Source organism: Halomonas bluephagenesis (assembly GCF_054790765.1).
On sequence record NZ_CP133631.1, the window covers coordinates 2,356,343 to 2,375,064 of the forward strand.

17 protein-coding genes are annotated in these 18,722 nt (G+C 50.9%); 12 read left to right on the forward strand and 5 right to left on the reverse strand.

Annotated elements, in window-relative coordinates; genetic code table 11:
• Positions 1–16 precede the first annotated feature (16 nt).
• From phnE to REH51_RS10575, 3 genes are all read left to right on the forward strand, one after another.
• Positions 17–832 carry a phosphonate ABC transporter, permease protein PhnE gene (gene phnE / locus REH51_RS10565; protein ID WP_498935670.1) on the forward strand — a complete coding sequence of 272 codons (816 nt, stop codon included), beginning with the start codon at positions 17–19 and terminating at the stop codon, positions 830–832.
• A gap of 24 nt (positions 833–856) precedes the next feature.
• On the forward strand, positions 857–1,492 hold the full coding sequence (locus REH51_RS10570; protein WP_498935672.1) for a histidine phosphatase family protein: 636 nt from the start codon (positions 857–859) through the stop codon (positions 1,490–1,492).
• Between the two features lie 138 nt (positions 1,493–1,630).
• Positions 1,631–2,110 carry a C40 family peptidase gene (locus REH51_RS10575; protein WP_498935673.1) on the forward strand — a complete coding sequence of 160 codons (480 nt, stop codon included), beginning with the start codon at positions 1,631–1,633 and terminating at the stop codon, positions 2,108–2,110.
• A 36-nt stretch (positions 2,111–2,146) separates the two neighbouring features.
• Here the strand turns inward: REH51_RS10575 and REH51_RS10580 are convergent, their stop codons facing one another.
• A complete protein-coding gene (locus REH51_RS10580) occupies positions 2,147–2,767 on the reverse strand; it encodes a putative metalloprotease CJM1_0395 family protein (protein WP_498935675.1) in 621 nt (206 codons plus the stop codon).
• A gap of 116 nt (positions 2,768–2,883) precedes the next feature.
• On the opposite strand from REH51_RS10580, the gene REH51_RS10585 reads away from it, so the two are divergent.
• The 5 genes from REH51_RS10585 to REH51_RS10605 all read left to right on the forward strand — a co-directional run bounded on the left by REH51_RS10585 (position 2,884) and on the right by REH51_RS10605 (position 7,740).
• Positions 2,884–3,111: a DUF2835 family protein gene (locus tag REH51_RS10585; RefSeq protein ID WP_009723784.1), complete on the forward strand. Its 228-nt coding sequence runs from the start codon at positions 2,884–2,886 to the stop codon at positions 3,109–3,111.
• Positions 3,112–3,119: 8 nt separating this feature from the next.
• Positions 3,120–3,503, forward strand: coding sequence for a hypothetical protein (locus REH51_RS10590; RefSeq protein WP_009723783.1), 384 nt, complete (start codon positions 3,120–3,122; stop codon positions 3,501–3,503).
• Between the two features lie 141 nt (positions 3,504–3,644).
• Entirely contained in the window at positions 3,645–4,223 is a 579-nt protein-coding gene (locus tag REH51_RS10595; RefSeq protein WP_009723782.1) for a putative antibiotic biosynthesis monooxygenase, read from the forward strand.
• A gap of 233 nt (positions 4,224–4,456) precedes the next feature.
• Positions 4,457–5,128 carry a glutathione S-transferase gene (locus tag REH51_RS10600; RefSeq protein WP_498935677.1) on the forward strand — a complete coding sequence of 224 codons (672 nt, stop codon included), beginning with the start codon at positions 4,457–4,459 and terminating at the stop codon, positions 5,126–5,128.
• Between the two features lie 86 nt (positions 5,129–5,214).
• On the forward strand, positions 5,215–7,740 hold the full coding sequence (locus REH51_RS10605; RefSeq protein WP_498935679.1) for an EAL domain-containing protein: 2,526 nt from the start codon (positions 5,215–5,217) through the stop codon (positions 7,738–7,740).
• Positions 7,741–7,798: 58 nt separating this feature from the next.
• Here REH51_RS10605 and nhaD read toward each other — a convergent pair whose 3' ends face one another.
• Positions 7,799–9,277: a sodium:proton antiporter NhaD gene (gene nhaD, locus REH51_RS10610; RefSeq protein ID WP_498935681.1), complete on the reverse strand. Its 1,479-nt coding sequence runs from the start codon at positions 9,275–9,277 to the stop codon at positions 7,799–7,801.
• A 313-nt stretch (positions 9,278–9,590) separates the two neighbouring features.
• Here nhaD and REH51_RS10615 point away from each other — a divergent pair, with 313 nt between their 5' ends.
• Entirely contained in the window at positions 9,591–10,568 is a 978-nt protein-coding gene (locus tag REH51_RS10615) for a TAXI family TRAP transporter solute-binding subunit (protein ID WP_234667941.1), read from the forward strand.
• An 87-nt stretch (positions 10,569–10,655) separates the two neighbouring features.
• Entirely contained in the window at positions 10,656–12,458 is a 1,803-nt protein-coding gene (locus REH51_RS10620; RefSeq protein WP_498935683.1) for a TRAP transporter permease, read from the forward strand.
• Here REH51_RS10620 and REH51_RS10625 read toward each other — a convergent pair.
• The 3 genes from REH51_RS10625 to REH51_RS10635 form a co-directional block, all read right to left on the reverse strand.
• Complete coding sequence (locus REH51_RS10625) at positions 12,420–13,013, reverse strand: hypothetical protein (RefSeq protein ID WP_009723775.1); 594 nt, start codon at positions 13,011–13,013, stop codon at positions 12,420–12,422. The genes REH51_RS10620 and REH51_RS10625 overlap by 39 nt on opposite strands.
• Before the next feature lie 10 nt (positions 13,014–13,023).
• A complete protein-coding gene (locus REH51_RS10630) occupies positions 13,024–13,980 on the reverse strand; it encodes a calcium/sodium antiporter (protein WP_234667940.1) in 957 nt (318 codons plus the stop codon).
• A 100-nt stretch (positions 13,981–14,080) separates the two neighbouring features.
• On the reverse strand, positions 14,081–15,049 hold the full coding sequence (locus REH51_RS10635; RefSeq protein WP_498935685.1) for a LysR family transcriptional regulator: 969 nt from the start codon (positions 15,047–15,049) through the stop codon (positions 14,081–14,083).
• 272 nt (positions 15,050–15,321) lie between these two features.
• Here REH51_RS10635 and ggt point away from each other — a divergent pair, with 272 nt between their 5' ends.
• Both ggt and REH51_RS10645 read left to right on the forward strand, forming a co-directional pair.
• Positions 15,322–17,061, forward strand: a complete 1,740-nt coding sequence (gene ggt, locus REH51_RS10640; protein ID WP_498935686.1) for a gamma-glutamyltransferase — start codon at positions 15,322–15,324, stop codon at positions 17,059–17,061.
• 229 nt (positions 17,062–17,290) lie between these two features.
• Positions 17,291–18,232 (forward strand): sodium-dependent bicarbonate transport family permease, encoded by a 942-nt coding sequence (locus REH51_RS10645; RefSeq protein ID WP_009723770.1) that lies wholly within the window; start codon positions 17,291–17,293, stop codon positions 18,230–18,232.
• The last annotated feature ends 490 nt before the right edge of the window (positions 18,233–18,722 follow it).

The window sequence follows — 18,722 nt, forward strand, 5'->3', positions numbered from 1 at the left end:
CATAAGAGGAAACGTTATGCCTGTTTCAACATCTCCCCAAGGGGCGCCACTTTGGCAGCGGCGCACCACCCGAGCCCAGTGGCTGCAGTTCGCTGCCTGGCTGTTAGGTGTCAGCCTGTTTCTGCTGTGCTGGAAAGCGATTTCTGACAACACCATGTGGGTGTTTGTTGAAGATGCTGGCCGCCAGGGCAGTGACTTAATTAGCCGTATGATGCCGCCACGTTGGGAGTACGCTAACGTGCTGTGGAAACCTATGTGGGACACCCTGAACATTGCCACATTAGGCACGGCACTGGGCATTGTTATGGCGTTCCCTGTGGCGTTTTTAGCAGCGCGTAACACAACGCCACACCCGCTGATACGTAGCCTGGCTCTCACCATTATCGTCTCATCGCGCTCTATCAACTCGCTGATTTGGGCCATGCTGCTGGTCACCATTCTTGGCCCTGGCGTCTTGGCAGGCATTATTGCCATTGCGCTGCGTTCCATTGGCTTTGTGGGCAAGCTGCTTTATGAAGCCATTGAAGAGATTCATCCAACGCCCGTTGAAGCGATTAGTGCCACCGGCGCCAGCCGCCTGCAGGTGATGAACTATGGTGTGCTGCCTCAGGTCATGCCTGCTTTTGCGGGTATCAGCGTATATCGCTGGGACATCAACATTCGTGAATCGACGGTGCTGGGCTTAGTGGGCGCTGGTGGTATTGGCTTTCAGCTCAATGCTTCAATTAACAGCCTCGCTTGGAACCAGGTTAGTGTTATCTTTTTGATGATTTTTGCCACGGTGCTGGTATCCGAGTGGGTTTCTGCTCGCGTGCGCCATGCGATCATCTAGTCAGCCTGTCGAGGAACAGAAAACATGCGTTTTCCAAATGCAGATATCACCACTATCGATATTATGCGCCATGGTGAGCCAGTAGGCGGGCGCATGTTACGTGGCAGCACCGACCATCCGCTTAGTGAAACGGGCTGGAAACAAGTGAGTGACGCTGTCATGCGTCACACTATGGATGGAAGACCACCCTACGATGCTATTGTCAGTTCACCTCTGCTTCGATGCCGCGAATTTGCGCTGTGGCTAGGCGAGGAGTTTGATGTGCCTGTTGAAATTGATGACGACTTGGCTGAACTTCATCTGGGGCGTTGGGAAGGCAAAACCCATGCCCAGGTATTTGCTGATGAGGGCAGTGAGCAAATGAGTGCGTTTTGGTTCACCCCCTGCCAAGCCGCGCCTCCAGAAGGAGAAACGCTGTCAGCGCTGGATGCGCGGGTTAGCGAATCCTGGCAGCGGCTACTGGCCAATCCGCCCGGTAAGCACGTGTTGGTGGTGGCGCATCTATTTGTCTGCAATGCGCTGCTGCGCCAAGTGTTGGAGCAGCCGCTTAGTAACGGCTTAGTGATGGACTTGCCCTACGCTGCGATGAGCCGCCTGCGCCATGAGCGCCATGCGCTGGGAGAAACCACCTTTGTTGAGTGGATAGGGTGTCAGTCATAATCGACTGTAATAGCAATAGTCCGTTGGAATAGTTCTTTGGGATAGTTCTTTGGTAATAACAACAGACGAATTAGTAGCGGGTAAGCCAGGCATAGGCCATGATAAAAGCATTGCTAACGTGCTGAGCCGGAGCGATTTATGCCGTTTATCCGCCTGTCCCCACTGTTAACGTTATTCATGCTTCTGCTATTAGCAGGGTGTGCCAGCAAAGAGACAACTACCGTCCCTGCATCGAACGCTCAAGCGGGTATTTCGATGGAGCGCGCGCTGATTCTCTCCCATGCGCAGCAGGCGATCGGCACACCGTATCGTTTTGGCGGTAATTCACCGAAGGGGTTGGATTGTTCGGGGCTTGTTGAAATGACCTATCGCGCTGCAGGTATACGCGTACCGCGCACCGCTGATGCTCAGTGCCGCGCGCTGCCACAGATAGATGCACCTCGCCCAGGTGATTTACTGTTCTTTGGTGATGGTGCCAAAGCCACACATGTAGGTATTTATGGCGGTAACCGGCAGATGATTCATGCACCTGGCAGCGGTCGAGCCGTTGTCAGTGTGCCGCTGGATATCGATTACTGGAACCAGCGCTTTTTAGGTGCTGCTTCGCCAGCACCCTAAGCGTCATCAATAGGACGAGTAATGGGTGCCAATGAATCAGGCTGCCTGCCCATCAGGCGTTGTGGTCACTTCTCCCGTAGTGGTTTCCCCAGCGCGACGAGCAGTATTCATCTTGCTCTGCTCCAGAGCAGCTTCCAACTTAGCTTCCAATAAATACTGCCTAGCTTGAGCGGCTACCTGTAAATCTTTAGACGAGGGTTCTGCAGGTGCTAAAGCTGCCGCAATGACCGTTTGCATTTTTTCGATGGTAGCCGTGGGGTCGCCCGGCACAGGGCCGTAATCGATAGGCACTTCACCGGCGACCGCATAACGTTTGCCGTCTGGTCCCACTTCGTCCTCGTAGCTAGCCCCGCCGGTGTAAGGGCCGCCTGCCGTTTGGTGGGCCATTTCATGTTGGCGAACTTCCCGGTCAGTTTGCTTAAGCTGCTCTAAGTGCTGAATCTCTTCAGGGGCTAGCGGCGTACCGTCAGGGCGGGTGGGCCCAGCCGTTTCGCTACTGGCTGATGTATCCGTCTCTTCACTTGCTTGTGCAGTAGCCTCAGAGGAACGAGCTTTTTGCCCCGCTGTGCCCGCCTGAGTCGCATCTGCTTTACTTACGATGGGTTGTTGCCAAGGTGATGAAGAAGCAGAAAAAAGATTTAGTTTGGAGAGATCCATAAGCAGTTACCGAAGGATAAGCTATTTACGTTAGCATAGATCATCTATGGGTGAATCGCAGCACGCAATAGTCGTGCATAAACGACCGCTTAGCTATCTTTTGGTTAATCATTACCATGCCCACTATCGATGTTGTCATCCATCTTTCGAAAAATGAGTGCCTGGCGCATTACGAAGGGCGCTACACGAACGTGCGCACGCGCAGCGTGGATGGTCGCTGGGTCATTTTTCCTGCTGAAGCGCTGCGCCGCGTAGTAGGACAAGAGGGGGTTCATGGTGTTTATCGATTGGAGTTTTCTGACCAGGGCCGCTTTATCAACATTCAGCCTCTGCCAAGGAGTTGATCTGGCATATGCACCATAGTGACGCAAATATAACGCTCCATGAACTCATTTATTCCGTTATACCCAATTTAAATAGAGCAGAAAAATTAGTACTCAATACTCTGGAAAGTCTGATTGAAGCGGCAGAAACCCCGTTGGATGTATTTAAACGTAACGAGCAAAAAAACGCTTTCTCACTAGAAGTGCATCGTGTACGCATCAATCTCGAACACCTTTTAGAGCGCTATCGTGCTGATGTAGATAGTGTTTTACGCGCAAGTGGGGAAGTGAAAGGGCCTATCGTTGTGCCCGATGCTCAAGAGGCCGATGCGATTCGCAGCGCCATTGATATTTACTTGCACGTTAGGTCTTTTCAGCGCGGCGAACGTCGCCAGCCAATGCCAAGCCGCTAGTGATCACCTTGTCACATTCCTTATCACCACATGGCATCATCATTGCTTGTATAATGTGAACGCCGCTTTTGGGTTTCCCCACCTAAAAGCAAACAGCTTGCTTACCCGGCAATTCGCTGTGACCACATTAGGAGATATATCATGTCTGCTTCACCTGTCACGCTAATGGTAGCCCGTCGAGTGGCGAGCGGCCGTTATCATGATTTTAACCGTTGGTTAAACGAAGGCCGCGACTTGGCGGCTGACTTTCCTGGTTATTTGGGTTCCGGTGTTTTGGCACCACCCAACAGCGATGACGAATATCAGATCATTTTCCGCTTTAGTAGCAGTGATACGTTAAGCGCCTGGGAGCATTCGGCCTCAAGGAATGCATGGTTACAGCGGGGAAAGGGGCTATATAACGCGCCCCATGAGCACCGCGCCACCGGTTTAGATGCTTGGTTTCAGTCTAGTTCGGGCACAACGCCCCCGCGTTGGAAACAAGCTGTCGCCGTCTGGCTAGCTTTTTTCCCAGTTTCACTGTTGTTTAACTGGATATTTGGCAGTGCCTTAGCTGACTGGTCGATGGTGCCCCGAGTGCTCGCAAGTACGATGATGCTGACGCCTGTCATGGTGTTTTTGTTTATTCCGCTTTCAACGCGCTTACTTGCCCCATGGTTAGAAGGAAAATGGTCGCCATTAGATCTATTGTCACGTTGGCGTCATGAACATAGAACGTAATAAAAAAAGGGGTAAGTACACGACTATATGGTTAAAATTCATTTAAAACATGAGTTTAATTTTTATCTGGCAGGGTTTTAAGTCGTGTTCTTAGGGCTTCTTTAATAAGACAAATAATTGCTAAGCTTCGTGGGGTTCAACGCTGCAATAGTGCTAAGCTAAGTATGCTTGCAGTAAAAGGATAGCTGACGTTGGCGCAATGCTAGCGTACCAAGTCGCCCCATGGAGTAGTTATGATCCGCGTTCACCATCTCGAAAAATCCCGCTCGCACCGTATTTTGTGGCTTCTGGAAACACTTGGCCTTGATTATGACATTGAGGTTTACCAGCGTGATCCTAAGACTCAGCTAGCCCCGGAATCACTTAAAAAAATCCATCCGCTGGGTAAGTCACCGGTTATCACCGACGGTGAGCTGACCGTCGCCGAATCAGGGGCAATTATTGATTACCTGATTAGCTGCTATGGTAAAAGTAAAGAGAAAGCCTCTGAAGAGAGTCGTAGTGAGTGGGTAAACTATCGCTACTGGCTTCACTATGCAGAAGGCTCGTTAATGCCGCTCTTAGTGATGGGGCTGGTATTTAGCCAAATACCTAAACAATCTCCATGGTTGATTAAGCCGTTGGCAAAAGGCATTAGCTCAACGGTGCAGCAGCGGTTTATCCATCCCCAATTAAAACAACATCTCACGATTATCGAATCACACTTAGACAAAAGAAGTAATTTTGCGGGTGACTGGCCGAGTGGTGCCGATATACAAATGAGTTTTCCGCTACAGGCTATTGCCGCGTCACAGTCGTTGGAATCTTATCCCGCTATCGCGGCGTTTGTGGCGCGTATCGAAAATGATCCTGCTTGGCAACGGGTTGTTGAGCGTGCAGGCCCTCTTACTATGCCTGGTAAGTAGGTTTATCTATGTTCCAGACGTTGAACTGTTTCGGACCTCACTCATCTACTTCTCAAAAGGGAGCGTGGTGCGTTCTAGCCCAATTTATGTCAGGAACATTACTGCTAGGTGGGTGTTTAGTAGCAACTCCCTCATCGGCTGAGACCCTGACCGTTGGGGTATATCACAATCCGCCAAAGCTTTTCGCCGACGACGAAGGTCGTCCGCGAGGCGTACTAGGTGACCTTTTGCAAGCGATTGCCAAAGAAGAAAAGTGGCAGCTAGAAAGCCTGCAGTGCGACTTTCAGCACTGTCTTACGCTGTTAGAGCAAGGAGACATCGACTTACTTCCTGATGTTGCCTGGAGTGAAGAGCGTGCTCAGCGCATGACGTTTCATGAAGAGCCGGTGATGTATAGTTGGTCACAGCTTTACCAGGGTGAAGGTACTGAGATCGACGCTATTTTTGATCTTGAGCAGCAACGTGTTGCCGTGGTTTCAGGGTCTGTTCAGCAAAGCTATCTGGCGGCGGTAACCGAGCGTTTTGATATCAACGTCACTTGGCTGCCCGTGAATAGTTTCGCTAGAGGATTTCAGGCAGTTGCCGATGGTGAGGCAGATTTAGTGGCTGCCAATCACCTATTCGGCGACTGGCGGGCTCACGATTATGGGTTGAGTGATACGCCTGTTATTTTTCAACCAGCAAGGCTGTTCTATGCGGCATCCCCCCAACTTTCTGATGAAATACTTAATCGTATCGATGATGTTCTACGTCGTTGGAAGCAGGATAACGGTTCCGTTTATTATGAAACCTTAGGTGCATGGCGAGCTAAGCCAGGCCCATCTCAATTAATTCCCACGTGGGTATGGTGGGGGGCTAGCCTACTTATTTTACTGCTTGCTTCAGCACTTTTAGGCAACATACTGCTTAAGCGCCGTATGAAACTTAATCGAGAGCAGTTAAATGCTCATGAAAAACTATTAGCAACTATTTTAGATAGCGTAGATACGTATATCTATATTAAATCACCCTCACTAAAGTACCGTTACGTAAATCGTCGAATAAGTGAACTTTTTAATCGACCTACAGAAGATATTATTGGAAAGCGCGACGGTGATTTTTTTGATGCTGCAAGCGCCGAAGCAACGAAAAAAGTCGATCAACATGTTTTAGACTCTGGCAAGAAAGTGACGATTGAAGAGCATAATATGCTGCAAGGTGAGGAGCATGTGCGCACTTTTCTTTCAATTAAGATGCCGCTAACCATGGCGTCAGGTGAAGCACCCTGTTTATGTGGTATTTCTACGGAGCTTACTGAGTACCTGGAAATGCAATCTAAAACGCATCGCCTAGCGTTTTATGATGCATTAACAGGTCTTCCAAATCGTCGACTTCTCATGGAATCATTAGCCGACGTTACCAATCAAGACAGTTGCACTGCAACGTTTAGCGCTATCTTTATCGTTGATTTAGATAATTTTAGGTTGGTGAATGATATACAGGGCCATGAGAGTGGTGATCAATTACTGATCAATGTCGCTGACAGATTACAAAGACACTTGCCCCAGGAAGCAACCGTTGCCCGCTTCAGTAGCGATGAGTTTGTGGTGCTCTTAAATACATTAGGCGAGGAGCAAGGCCAAGCAACACACAAGGCTGAACGTCTTGCACGACAGTTTTTAGAGACGATTACTCAGCTGCGTAACGATCGGGCTTTGCCTATCACTGCCAGTATTGGTATTTCGCTGTTTAAATGTTCAGGGTTAAGTGTGAACAGTGTCTTGCAACAAGCAGATATGGCGTTACAACAAGCTAAAGCGGCTGGCGGGAATACGTTGCGCTTTTTTAATATGGAGATGCAAACCAGCGTGCTGGAGCGGGCTAGGCTCGAGGGTGATCTGCACCAAGCTTTAGGGCGTAATGAGCTTTCGCTACATTACCAAGTGCAGGTCGACCATCAAGGCGTCACTACTGGTGTTGAGGTTTTGTTGCGCTGGTATCACCCACAACGTGGTTGGGTATCTCCAGCTACCTTTATTCCCCTTGCGGAAGAGAACGGGTTGATCCTGCCTATTGGTTACTGGGTATTGAAATCAGCCTGTGAGCAATTAGCAAAATGGGCGCAGCAACCTTCCTACGCAGCACTCACCATCTCAGTTAACGTGAGTTCGGTGCAGTTCCAGCAGCCTGAATTCGTGCGTGATGTAGAAGGCTTGTTAGCTCAGACCCAAGCGCCGCCAAGCCGTTTGGTGTTGGAGGTGACGGAGAGTTTGCTGATGAATGAGCCCACGCGAGTTCGCAACACCATGTTAAAGCTTCGTTCCCAAGGAGTTCGATTCGCGCTGGATGATTTTGGTACAGGCTATTCGTCGTTGAGCTACCTAAAACGCTTACCGTTGGACGAGTTAAAGATTGATCAGTCGTTTATTCGTGAATTGTTAACGGATAAAACTGATGCAGCGATTGTGGATACCACTATTCTGTTAGCGGTTAGCCTTGGCTTAACGGTGATCGCTGAAGGCGTCGAGAGAAAAGAGCAGCTTGATTGGCTAAAAGGTCATGGCTGGTACCGCTATCAGGGCTATTTATTTGGCCGTCCGACGCCACTTGAATATTTATTTGAGGCGTACTAAAAGCCCGCGCAGCACTTGTTAGCACTTGACGCGGGCTTGAGCTGATTACAGCTGTTCGTTAACCAAAGATGGCAAAACTGTCGGCGTTAAGCCACAGATGCACAATGATACTGGCGACGTAGCCGAGAAAAATAACGGGAGCCCAACGCAGGTGACCCATAAAGGTATAAGCGCCACGTGCTTGGCCCATCACCGCAACCCCCGCTGCCGAGCCGATTGAGAGCAAGCTACCCCCCACACCGGCAGTCAACGTAATCAGAAGCCAATGCCCGTGGGACATATCTGGTTCCATGGTCAGTACCGCGAACATTACCGGAATGTTATCAACTACCGCTGAAACTACCCCCAAGACTATATTGGCCCAGGTGGCGTTCCAACCGGTGTAAAGCGCTTCGGAAAGCAGTCCTAGGTAGCCCATAAAGCCAAGGCCGCCCACGCACATAACAACCCCGTAGAAGAACAGCAGTGTGTCCCACTCGGCACGGGCGACACGGTTGAAAACATCAAACGGTACCACGCCACCTAACTGCTCAAGCTTCTTATTGTCGCCTCGGCGGCTGTAGCGTTCACGTTTGCGCTCCAGCGAGCGAGGTAGGCTGCGACGCAGGTAATAGCCGAAAAACTGTAGGTAGCCAAGGCCAGTCATCATGCCGAGTACAGGCGGCAAGTGCAGTAGCGTATGGCACATAACAGCGGTGGCGATAGTGATCAAAAACAGCGCAATAATTCGCCGTGCACCGCGTTTGAGCCATACATCTTCATAAACACTGCTTGGCTTCTGATCCTTAATAAATATGCTCATGATGACAGCAGGAATCAGGAAGTTAACCAAGGAGGGCAGGAACAGGATGAAAAACTCCTGAAACTGGATAATACCCGCTTGCCAGACCATCAGCGTGGTGATGTCGCCGAAGGGGCTAAAGGCACCGCCGGCGTTAGCGGCCACCACAACGTTGATACAGGCAAGGTTAATAAAGCGCTTATCACCTTCAGCAACCTTGGTGATGACAGCGCACATTAGCAACGCCGTGGTTAAGTTATCGGCAATCGGAGATAGCACAAAAGCGAGGCCACCGGTTAACCAGAACAGTTGGCGGTAGCTGAAGCCTTTACGTAGCATCCATGAGCGCAGAGCATCAAATACACGGCGCTCCTCCATGGCGTTGATATACGTCATGGCAACCAACAGGAACAGCATTAGCTCGGTGAACTCCAAAAGCGTCACACGAAACGCATACTCTGACGTTTCGGACATGCCGTTTTGGACGTACCCCCAGCCAATGAGTCCCCAAATAATACCGGCGGCAACCAATACCGGCTTAGACTTGCGCATATGGATTTTTTCTTCTGCCATGACCAGTGCATAGGCCAGTACGAACACGGCAACCGCGAAGAAACCAATGGCAGAAGTGGTGAGGTCAATATCACCCACGACGGCATATGCAGGCGTGCACAGCAAAGGTAGTAAGGCTGCTAATAAAAAAAGCCAGCGACGATAAGATCGTGGCTGGCTAGAGTCATGATGCAAGGGATGCATGCGACGTTATTCCCCATGGTCAAATGAATGAAAGTGATGTAAAAGCCGCGATATTGTAGCAGCCTGTATTGCAACGCAATATGTAATAAAAGCGAATGAACCAGCCATATAAGAAGGTAAGAGAGACTTTTTTTGTAAATTATTCGTTTAGCTAATAGCAATGTTCTGAAATCAGTGTAAAGAGAAATAGTGATAAATTGGTCGTTGACTTACATCAACGATGTCAGTGGTTGATATTTATCGTTAGATTAATATTTTTTACCAATAAAAATGAGGCCGCGCAGTTGGCCACTGGACACGTAAAGGAACTTATATGCATTGCTCAATTCGCTCTCTTCATCGCACGTTAGGCGTAACGGCCACTGCGCTCGCCCTTGCCGCTGCTGCAATGACAGCACAAGCAGAAACACGGGTGACCTATAAATCAGCATCGGCGGGAACCGCCTATTACCAAATGGGTGTTGAGCTCTCTGAGGCAGTACGCCAGGGCACTAACGATGCCATTATCCTGACGTTAGAAGAGAGTCAGGGCTCGGTGCAGAATGTTATGGAGGTAATGGCCCGGCAAGGTAATTATGTATTCACTACGCCGCCTGCCTTAGTCGAGCAAGCAATGGCAGGGGAAGGGCCTTTTGCCGAGCGTCAGCATCCTCGCTTCCAAGAAATTCGCGGCCTATTCCCTATTCCCTCAATCACCATGCATTTTGTGATCGCAGGCGATGGCGGCGTGACTGATATGACTGGGTTGGAAGATAAGCACATCTTAATCGGTCGCGGCACCTTTGGTGCTCGGGAAGCCACTCGGTATCTGGAACTGTTTGGGCTGGAAGAGAAAGTGCGTATTGCCGATGCTTCCATTGGGAGTGGGCCGGATGCGCTAAAAAACGGCCAAATTGATGCCTTCGTGACGGCTAGCTCTTTCCCAACACCTAACGTTATTGAAACGGCTGCCAGCATGCCAATTACCCTGGTCAGCTTTAGCGATGAGCAGATAGCGCAAACAGGCGCTGCTCGCCAGACGATTCCTGGCGGCACGTACCCAGGCGTGGATCAGGATGTACAGACTACGTCACTGCCTGTTATCGCTTACACAACCACACAAATGGCTGAAGATACCGCGTATACCTTAACCAAAACCTTCTGGGAGCGCCGCGATACCATGGCGGCAGAAACGGCTTGGTGGAGCAGCATCTCGCCCGACATGCTGAGTAATATGACGGGTACGCTACACCCTGGTGCGCTGCGTTATTATGACGAAACGGGAGTCGATGTGCCCGACGACCTTCGATAAAGGCTGCCTTAGCTGCGATTTTTTGGCATTGATGATACGCAACGGCCTGCAGGCCGTTGTGCTGTTTTATAGGGATAGGCACTCGGCATGCATGCTCTTTCTTCGTCTCAGACGGCTGATAATGCGACACCTAATGCGGCAGTATCTCCTGGTTGGATTGCGTTAGGTGTCGTTAGCGTTGGGTTTCATTTAGGGCTTATTTTTTATGGTTTAACGCCCGCTCTGGTGAGCAGGCCATTGCATATGGCGCTACTGCTGCCTTGGGTGTTGATTTATATAGCCAAAACCCCTTTTCAGCGTATTAGCGGTTGGGGGCTAACGCTGCTGGGGGTCGCGGCTTGCGCCTACATCGCGCTTAACGAAGCAGCACTTGCGAATCAGTATGGCTTTATTGATACCCATCTACAGATGGCGATTGGGCTTTTCCTAATCATGCTTGCCCTGGAGGCAGCAAGACGTGCGATAGGTTGGCCACTGCCATTGGTTGCGCTACTGGCGCTTCTTTATGGGGCTTTCGGGCAGTATGTGCCGGGCGCGTTTGGTCACCCAGGTTTGCCGCTGCAAAGCATGGTGGGGTCATTGACGATTGCGGAAGGGGGGCTATGGGGCTCGCTGACCGGGGTCAGCGTTGGTGTCGTGGCTATCTTTGTTATCTTTGGTGCGGTGCTCAATGCTGGCGAAGCTGGCCAAGGTTTCATGAATTTGGCCAGCGCGGTTGCCGGGCGTTTAACCGGTGGTGCGGCTAAAGTGTCGGTGATTTCGTCGGCGCTGATGGGATCCATTTCAGGTTCCGCCTCGGCGAACGTTGCCTCTACCGGGGCAATTACGATTCCCTCTATGGTGCGTTTGCGCTACCCACGCTCCTTTGCGGGCGCGGTAGAAGCGGTGGCGTCTTCAGGCGGGCAAATAATGCCGCCGCTGATGGGGGCCGGGGCGTTTGTCATGGTTGAGCTGACTGGTACGCCCTACACCCAGATCATGGCAGGAGCGACGCTGCCCGCCGTGCTCTATTTTTTAACGGTATGGGTGGGGATTAACGCTTATGCGACCCGTCATGATCTACAGCCGATTGATGCCAGCGAGCAGCCAGCCGCCAAAGAAGTGCTCATCACATCACTGTTTTTTGCGGTGCCGTTTGTACTGCTGTTAGAGCGTATTTTTAACGGCGGATATACACCCCAATATGCCGCCAGTATTGCGATATTTGCTGGGGCGGCGCTGCTGCTGTTTGACGTCACGCTGCGCTTCTCATTACCGGGGTTTGCAACACGCTTAGCAGATGCGGTGGTTACGGCAGGGCGTCAAATTGGCACTATTGGGGCGATTATTCTTTGTGCCTCACTGGTGATTGGTGTGCTCTCGTTAACGGGCCTTGGCGTAAAGATCACGTCGGGTATCTTATCTCTCTCAAATGATCTGCTATGGCCAGCGCTGCTGTTAACGGCACTTGCCTGCCTGATTTTGGGAATGGAAGTACCGACGACAGCAGCCTATGTGATTTGTGTGTCGGTGGCGGGACCTGCGCTAATATCACTCGGGCTAGAGCCGTTGCTGGCGCATCTGTTTGTGTTTTGGTACGCGCTGCTTTCAACGATTACGCCGCCTGTCTGTGGCGGGGTGTTTATCGCGGCTGGAATGGTGGGGGAAAATTGGCTGAAGGTAGCGCTTAAAGCCATGGCCCTGGGGATAGGACTGTACATTATACCGCTGGCGATGGTCGCAAACCCAGAGGTTATCCGGCTTGCTTTTAATCCAACCGGCGCTCTGCTCGATGGATTAAAAATAGCCGCTGGATTAACGGCTATTTCGTTTGGCGTCATCGCCCGTAAAGCTATTTGGCTTCGCGTAATATTAGTGGTGGCGGGCGCGGCTGTTATCTTTCTCGTTTAATGGCGCATGGTTTAAAAACAACGTCGACGTGGCCGGTAACGGGGTGGTGGCATACACCACCCAGGTATCTAGCGCAGGCCCCAGTGGCTGCATCAGCTTAAGCTGCTCCGGTGCTTGTTTCACGATTTCTTCAGCACAGATACCTGCCTCAAAGGTACCCGCTAGCAAGCCTTCTGCCACGGCAACCGTCGTGGGTGCCTCAATAATATCGCCAAAGCTGTTTAAGTCTGTGTAGTAGCGGGTAGCTGGCTGAATAGCCACATGGCGGGGGGTGGCAATACTGCGCTGGGCAATTAACGCAAGAGGCTTACTGCCTGCAATAAAGACATCGACCGGATAGGCTCGGTGCATATAGCGGCCTACGCAATCGCTGTGGGAAAAGTGGGCGGTGCACTGGAGCACGTGGCTCACTTGGCCCTCAATCAGCGCTTCAAACGCCTCTTCAAACTGTTCGAAAAGCTGAAGGTTCGTGGATGGATGACCATGCTTCGCTAAATAGCGCAGGGTGATTAATTCATGATTGTTGCCGCTAGGACCGAGGGTGGCAATCTGCACAGCTAATTCCTCAGAAGATTGTAAAACTTAACGCAAGGTAGGCTGCATAGCCACTTAGTAAGGCCGCCCCCTCCCAGCGAGAAAGTCGCATGCCCGTGTAGAGAAACAGTAGTAATACGCCTGCTGCACCCAGCATTACCCATTGGTCAAACTGACTTACTCGCTCGGCAATAGGCAGGGGCTGTAGAAAAGCTGATATGCCCAGAATGCCTAAAAGGTTGAAAATGTTGCTGCCCAGAATATTTCCGACAGCAACATCGGCGTGGCGGCGAAGCGCCGCAATCACTGAAACCGCCATTTCGGGTAACGAAGTGCCCACCGCGACAATCGTTAGGCCAATCACTGCTTCGGAAATACCCATGGCTTGGGCTAAGCCAATGGCGCCATAAAGTAACAGCTGTGAGCCACCGATCAACATGGCAAGCCCCCCCACAAGCGCCATAACTGTGATGGCTGTTGAGCTTGGGATGGCAGTGAGCTCCTCTGCTTCTGCACTGTGCATTTCCGTCGCGGGAAGAGGTTGGCTGCGTTCAGTGCGATACGCCCAAATAAGATAAGCCGTCAACGCGGCTAGCAATATTGCCGCATCCCAGCGGCCTAGGGCGCCACTCCAGGCCAGAACAATAAATAGCAGACTAGCACTGACGACCACAACACCGTCTCGTCTTAGCGCTAGAGGCTGTACGGACATGGGGCAAATGACCGCGCAAAGGCCAAGAATTAGCAGTATGTTGCCAATGTTGCTACCCACAATATTGCCAATGGCTATATCTGGCTGCTGGTGAATGGCCGCATCAATGGAAACCACCAGTTCGGGGGAAGATGTACCAAAGCCAACGACCACGAGGCCTGTTAACAGCGGAGATATCCCCATTCGTTTAGCACCGGCGACAGCGCCACGGATGAGAGCTTCGCCCCCCAGCGTTAATAGTACGATACCAACGAGTAAACTTATTCCATACAGCATGCTATCTACTCTCTTCTTGTGTTCACTTGGGCGTTATCCCAACCGTAAGCTACAAACATTAGTTGTGAATGCCGTGTCTGCAAGTCAATTTATTGAAGCGCTATCCACGTAAGGGAAATGTTGGGTAAGCGTTCAATAGAGTATCTAATTCATTGCATGCAAAGCGCGGCTCAATCCACTGTGTTAGGTGGTCGTGAACGTAGTGAAGAAAGCGCTGAGCCGACTGCGGGAGGCGCTGGTCATTGCGCACAATAAATTGCCAGTGGCTTTCAATAGGCAGTCCCTGAACGGGTAAAACCACTAGATCAGGATGCTCATTAGGCAAAACATGCTCGGATAACACAGCAACGCCCATATTGGCCGCAACACTTACTCGTATGGCCTCGTTACTGGCCATCTGTAATGTTTTTTGCATTGTCAGGCCGTGCTCTTGCAGCCAACTGTCTAATAGCATGCGTGTGGCAGAGCCCGGCTCACGCAGCAGTAAGCGCTCACTTAGTAGTTGCTCCATCGTAACGGTTGCCTGTTGGGCAAGTGAGTGGTCGGCGGCGGCAATGGCAACTAAGGGGTTACGCATAAAGCGTGACGCGACTGCGTGAGCAAGCGCTGGAGGATGGCTAAAGACATAAAGGTCGTCTTCTTGGCGCTCAAAGCGTGCCAATACCTGTCGACGATTGCCGATATGAACGGTGACATCGACATCAGGGAACGCTTGGCTAAAAGGCCCGAGTAGGCGTGGCAAGACGTACTGAGCGGTATTCACGAGGGCAATACTAAAGCGGCCCTTACTGCCATGCTGTAAATCACTTAGCTGGTCAGCAAAGTCATCAAAGCGTCCCAAAACATCACGACTTGCCTGATAAAGGGCTTGCCCTGTGGCGGGCATCGTTAGTCGCTGGGGATGCTGTTCTAACAACGGGCTGCCTACTGCTTCTCTGAGACGTTTCAACTGCTGTGACACGGTTGGCTGGGTAAGGTGAAGCTGCCTTGCGGCTTCGCTGATGGAACCACACCTAACGACGGTTACGTATACCTGCAGCAGCCTAAAGGTCAGATGGCGAATATTCATAGCAACCGAAACTCCTGGGGCATTACTTAATGCGTCAGTATTGGGTAGTTGCGGAGATCAGCTTTATCAATGAATCCCTGGCAAGCCACCATCGAAAAGCTAGACTTATCCCTTACCGTTAACGGGCAGGCGAAGGTAAGTGAGTTTAAACCACGTTTCACTAAGGTGGCGAACGTTGGGCTGCTCCTCAAGACCAAGAGCATGGCTTGACAGCAAAGTATTCTTTGGTATTCTCGATATTTGTAAGCTAATAACTATAAGGAATTCCACTCATGATGATCCCCTTTTTAACTTCGCGTCCGCTTAAAACGCTGACGGCCAGTCTATGTATTGGAGGGTTGTTGGTCTCTCCACAGGCATTCACTCAAGAAGCTATCTTGGAAGGTGAACGCTTTCATCCTCAAGAGAGTAGCCGTGGCATGGTCGCTACCAGCCATTTTCTTGCCTCGGAAGTTGCCCGCGATGTTCTTGCTAAAGGAGGCAACGCCGTTGATGCTGCCGTAGTGGCCGGCTTTGCGCTAGCGGTGACCCAGCCACGTTCCGGCAATATCGGTGGCGGCGGCTTTATGCTCATCTCGGATGAAGAAAGCGATGAAGTCATTGCCATCGACTACCGCGAGATGGCCCCTTCAGCCGCCTTTGAAGCTATGTTCCAAGATGAAAACGGCGATGCAGTGACTGAGCGTTCCCGTTTCACTCATTTGGCCGCGGGCGTACCCGGCACCGTTGCGGGGCTGGCTTTGGCTCTGGAAGAGTACGGTACGTTGAGCCTTGCTGAAGCGTTGGACCCCGCCATTCGTCTTGCTGAAGATGGCTTCGCCGTGCCTCCACGCTTTGTTCAAGGGCTACAAGAGACCAGGGAACGTTTTGAGCCCTGGGAGGCGAGCATGGCTAAGTTCTTTAAGGAGGACGGTAGTGCCTATGAGGTTGGCGATATTTTCAAGCAACCTGATCTAGCCGCGACACTTAGGCGCATTTCTGAGCAAGGGGCCCGTGAGTTTTACGAAGGAGAAACGGCAGAACTGATCGTTGCTGAAATGGAACGTCACGATGGGTTGATTACCATGGAAGACATGGCCAACTACACCCCCATCATCCGTGAGCCCAGCCACGGTACTTATCGCGGTTACGATATTTATGCCATGAGCCCTCCTTCTTCCGGCGGTGCCCATATTGTTCAGATGCTGAACATTCTCGAAGAATATCCTATTGGTGAAATGGGCTTCGGCGCTGCTGAAAGCATGCATTTAATGGCTGAAGCCATGAAGCGTGCGTACGCTGACCGCTCGGAGTTCCTGGGCGATACTGACTTTGTCGATGTGCCTTTGGCCGGGATTACGTCGAAAGAGTACGCAGCCGAACTACGTGGCCAGATTGGTGACAAAGCCACACCTAGTGCTGACATTGCTCCTGGCAATCCGCACGACTACGAATCTAATGAAACCACTCACTTTTCCATCGTAGATGACGGTGGTCTGGCAGTTTCAAACACGTACACCATCAACTTCAGTTATGGTTCTGGAATCGTAGTAGATGGCGCAGGCTTCTTGCTCAACAACGAGATGGATGACTTCTCCGCCAAGCCCGGTGTGCCCAACGCCTATGGTTTGATTGGAGGCGAAGCCAATAAAGTAGAGCCAGGCAAACGGATGCTTTCATCTATGACGCCCACTATCGTCAAGCAAGACGGCAAAAACTTCCTGGTCACCGGCAGCCCCGGTGGGTCACGCATCATCACCACGACCCTGCAAGTGTTAATGAACGTCATTGATCACGATATGAATATACAGTCAGCGGTTAGCGCACCGCGCATGCACCACCAGTGGGTGCCTGATGAAATTCGCGTTGAGGCAGGCTTTAGTCCAGATACGCTTAATCTGCTTGAAGAGCGAGGCCATACAATCAGTCAGCAGCCCGCCATGGGCGCAGCTCAATCAATCATGATTAAAGAAGGTATGTTCTTCGGTGGCGCCGACCCGCGCCGTTCTACCTCATCTGCTATTGGCCTTTAATGTTTCGTTAGTCTCCTTCTACTCCGCCCTGATCTCACAGGGCGGGGTTCGCGCTTAGCTACCCTTTAATGTCCTAGTTGTACCTGCCATTACTGCTAATCAGTCAATACCGGTAGGGGGACGATAGTGATATAGGTAATTATCTATGGTTTTCTTTCAATATATTATTAGTTATCTAGTCTCATCGCTCGCAAAATGCAGCCTCTTTTGACCCTAAGGAGCAATGGTGATGCCAGATATTGTGGTGATGTTTTTTTTATTGGGGCTAGTCGCTGGGGCGGTGAAGTCGGATCTTCAGGTTCCTAAAGCCACTTACGACACCCTAAGCCTGTTATTAATGCTCACCATTGGCTTAAAGGGAGGGATGGCGCTGCATGGCAATATTCATTGGGGGTTGGTGCCAGAACTTACCGGTGTAGCGCTGCTGTCAGCGTTTATACCGCTGATGCTGATGCCAGTGTTGCGCCGCTGGGTGCGCCTTTCCGCCGCCGACAGCGCTAGCATTGCTGCCCACTATGGCTCGGTCAGTGCTGGTACATTTGCGGTTGCGCTGGCGTATGTAGAAGCACGCCAGTTAGTGGTGGGTAGTGAAGTAACGCTCTACTTGGTCGCTATGGAGCTGCCCGCGATTATGGTGGCGATTGCCCTGTTTAGACGCTATCAAGGGGCTGCTGTTAAAGAGAGCACCAGCAAGCTATGGCATGAAACCCTGACCAATCGAGGCGTTATCCTGTTAGCTGGAGGGGTCGTGATTGGTACGCTATACGGGCCGTTTCAAGGGGAGGAAGTCACCGCACTGTTTACTGGGGCCTTCAAAGGTGTGCTGGCGTTGTTCCTGCTAGAAATGGGGTTAACCGCCGCGCAAACGCTGCGCCCAATGCCGTGGCATCATTGGCGCTTAGTGACCTTTGCTCTGGTGACGCCATTGTTGTTGTCGCTGCTGGGGATTTTAGTAGGCACGCTAGTTGGATTGCCGGTGGGCTCTGTGGTAATTCTTGCCGCGTTGGCCGCTAGTGCCTCCTATATTGCGGCGCCCGCTGCGATGCGTGCCGCTATCCCGCAAGCGAACATTGGCCTCGCCATGCTCGCATCACTTGGGATTACTTTCCCTCTCAATGTAATGCTTGGGATTCCGCTTTACCATATGCTGATTGAGCGCTTAATTAGCTAATAAATTAATTATGTTATCGCACCAATTGGATTCGCTCGTTTTGGAATAATTTGTTAATTAATTGGAATTTAACGCCAGTTGCTCGCTCATGAGGCTGGCGTTTTTTAGTTTATATTGTGGTTTATATAATGATTTTCGTGTTATTTGAACTGCTTTTCGTAACGATATAGTTAAAAAAGATAGCTGTTTAGGCGGTTTTATAGATAAGCAAGAATGGGTTTTTAACGTATTAGTCCAAAAGGATTATTCGCTTGCCCATGCTTATTTCCCCTGGATGCAGCACGAAAAGCCGTGGAATAGACACGTTAAGTCATCGTTACCCTCGTATTCTTTTGTTACACGGACGTGATCGCAATACCGTCGAAGTGTTGAAAACACGATGACGCATTGTGATTAATTAGCTGATATAGATAAAAGGGCAGGGCAGTATACCTCTAGAACGTATGCCTATTGCCAATGCCTTAGATGATAAATCTAAGAAACTCTTGTT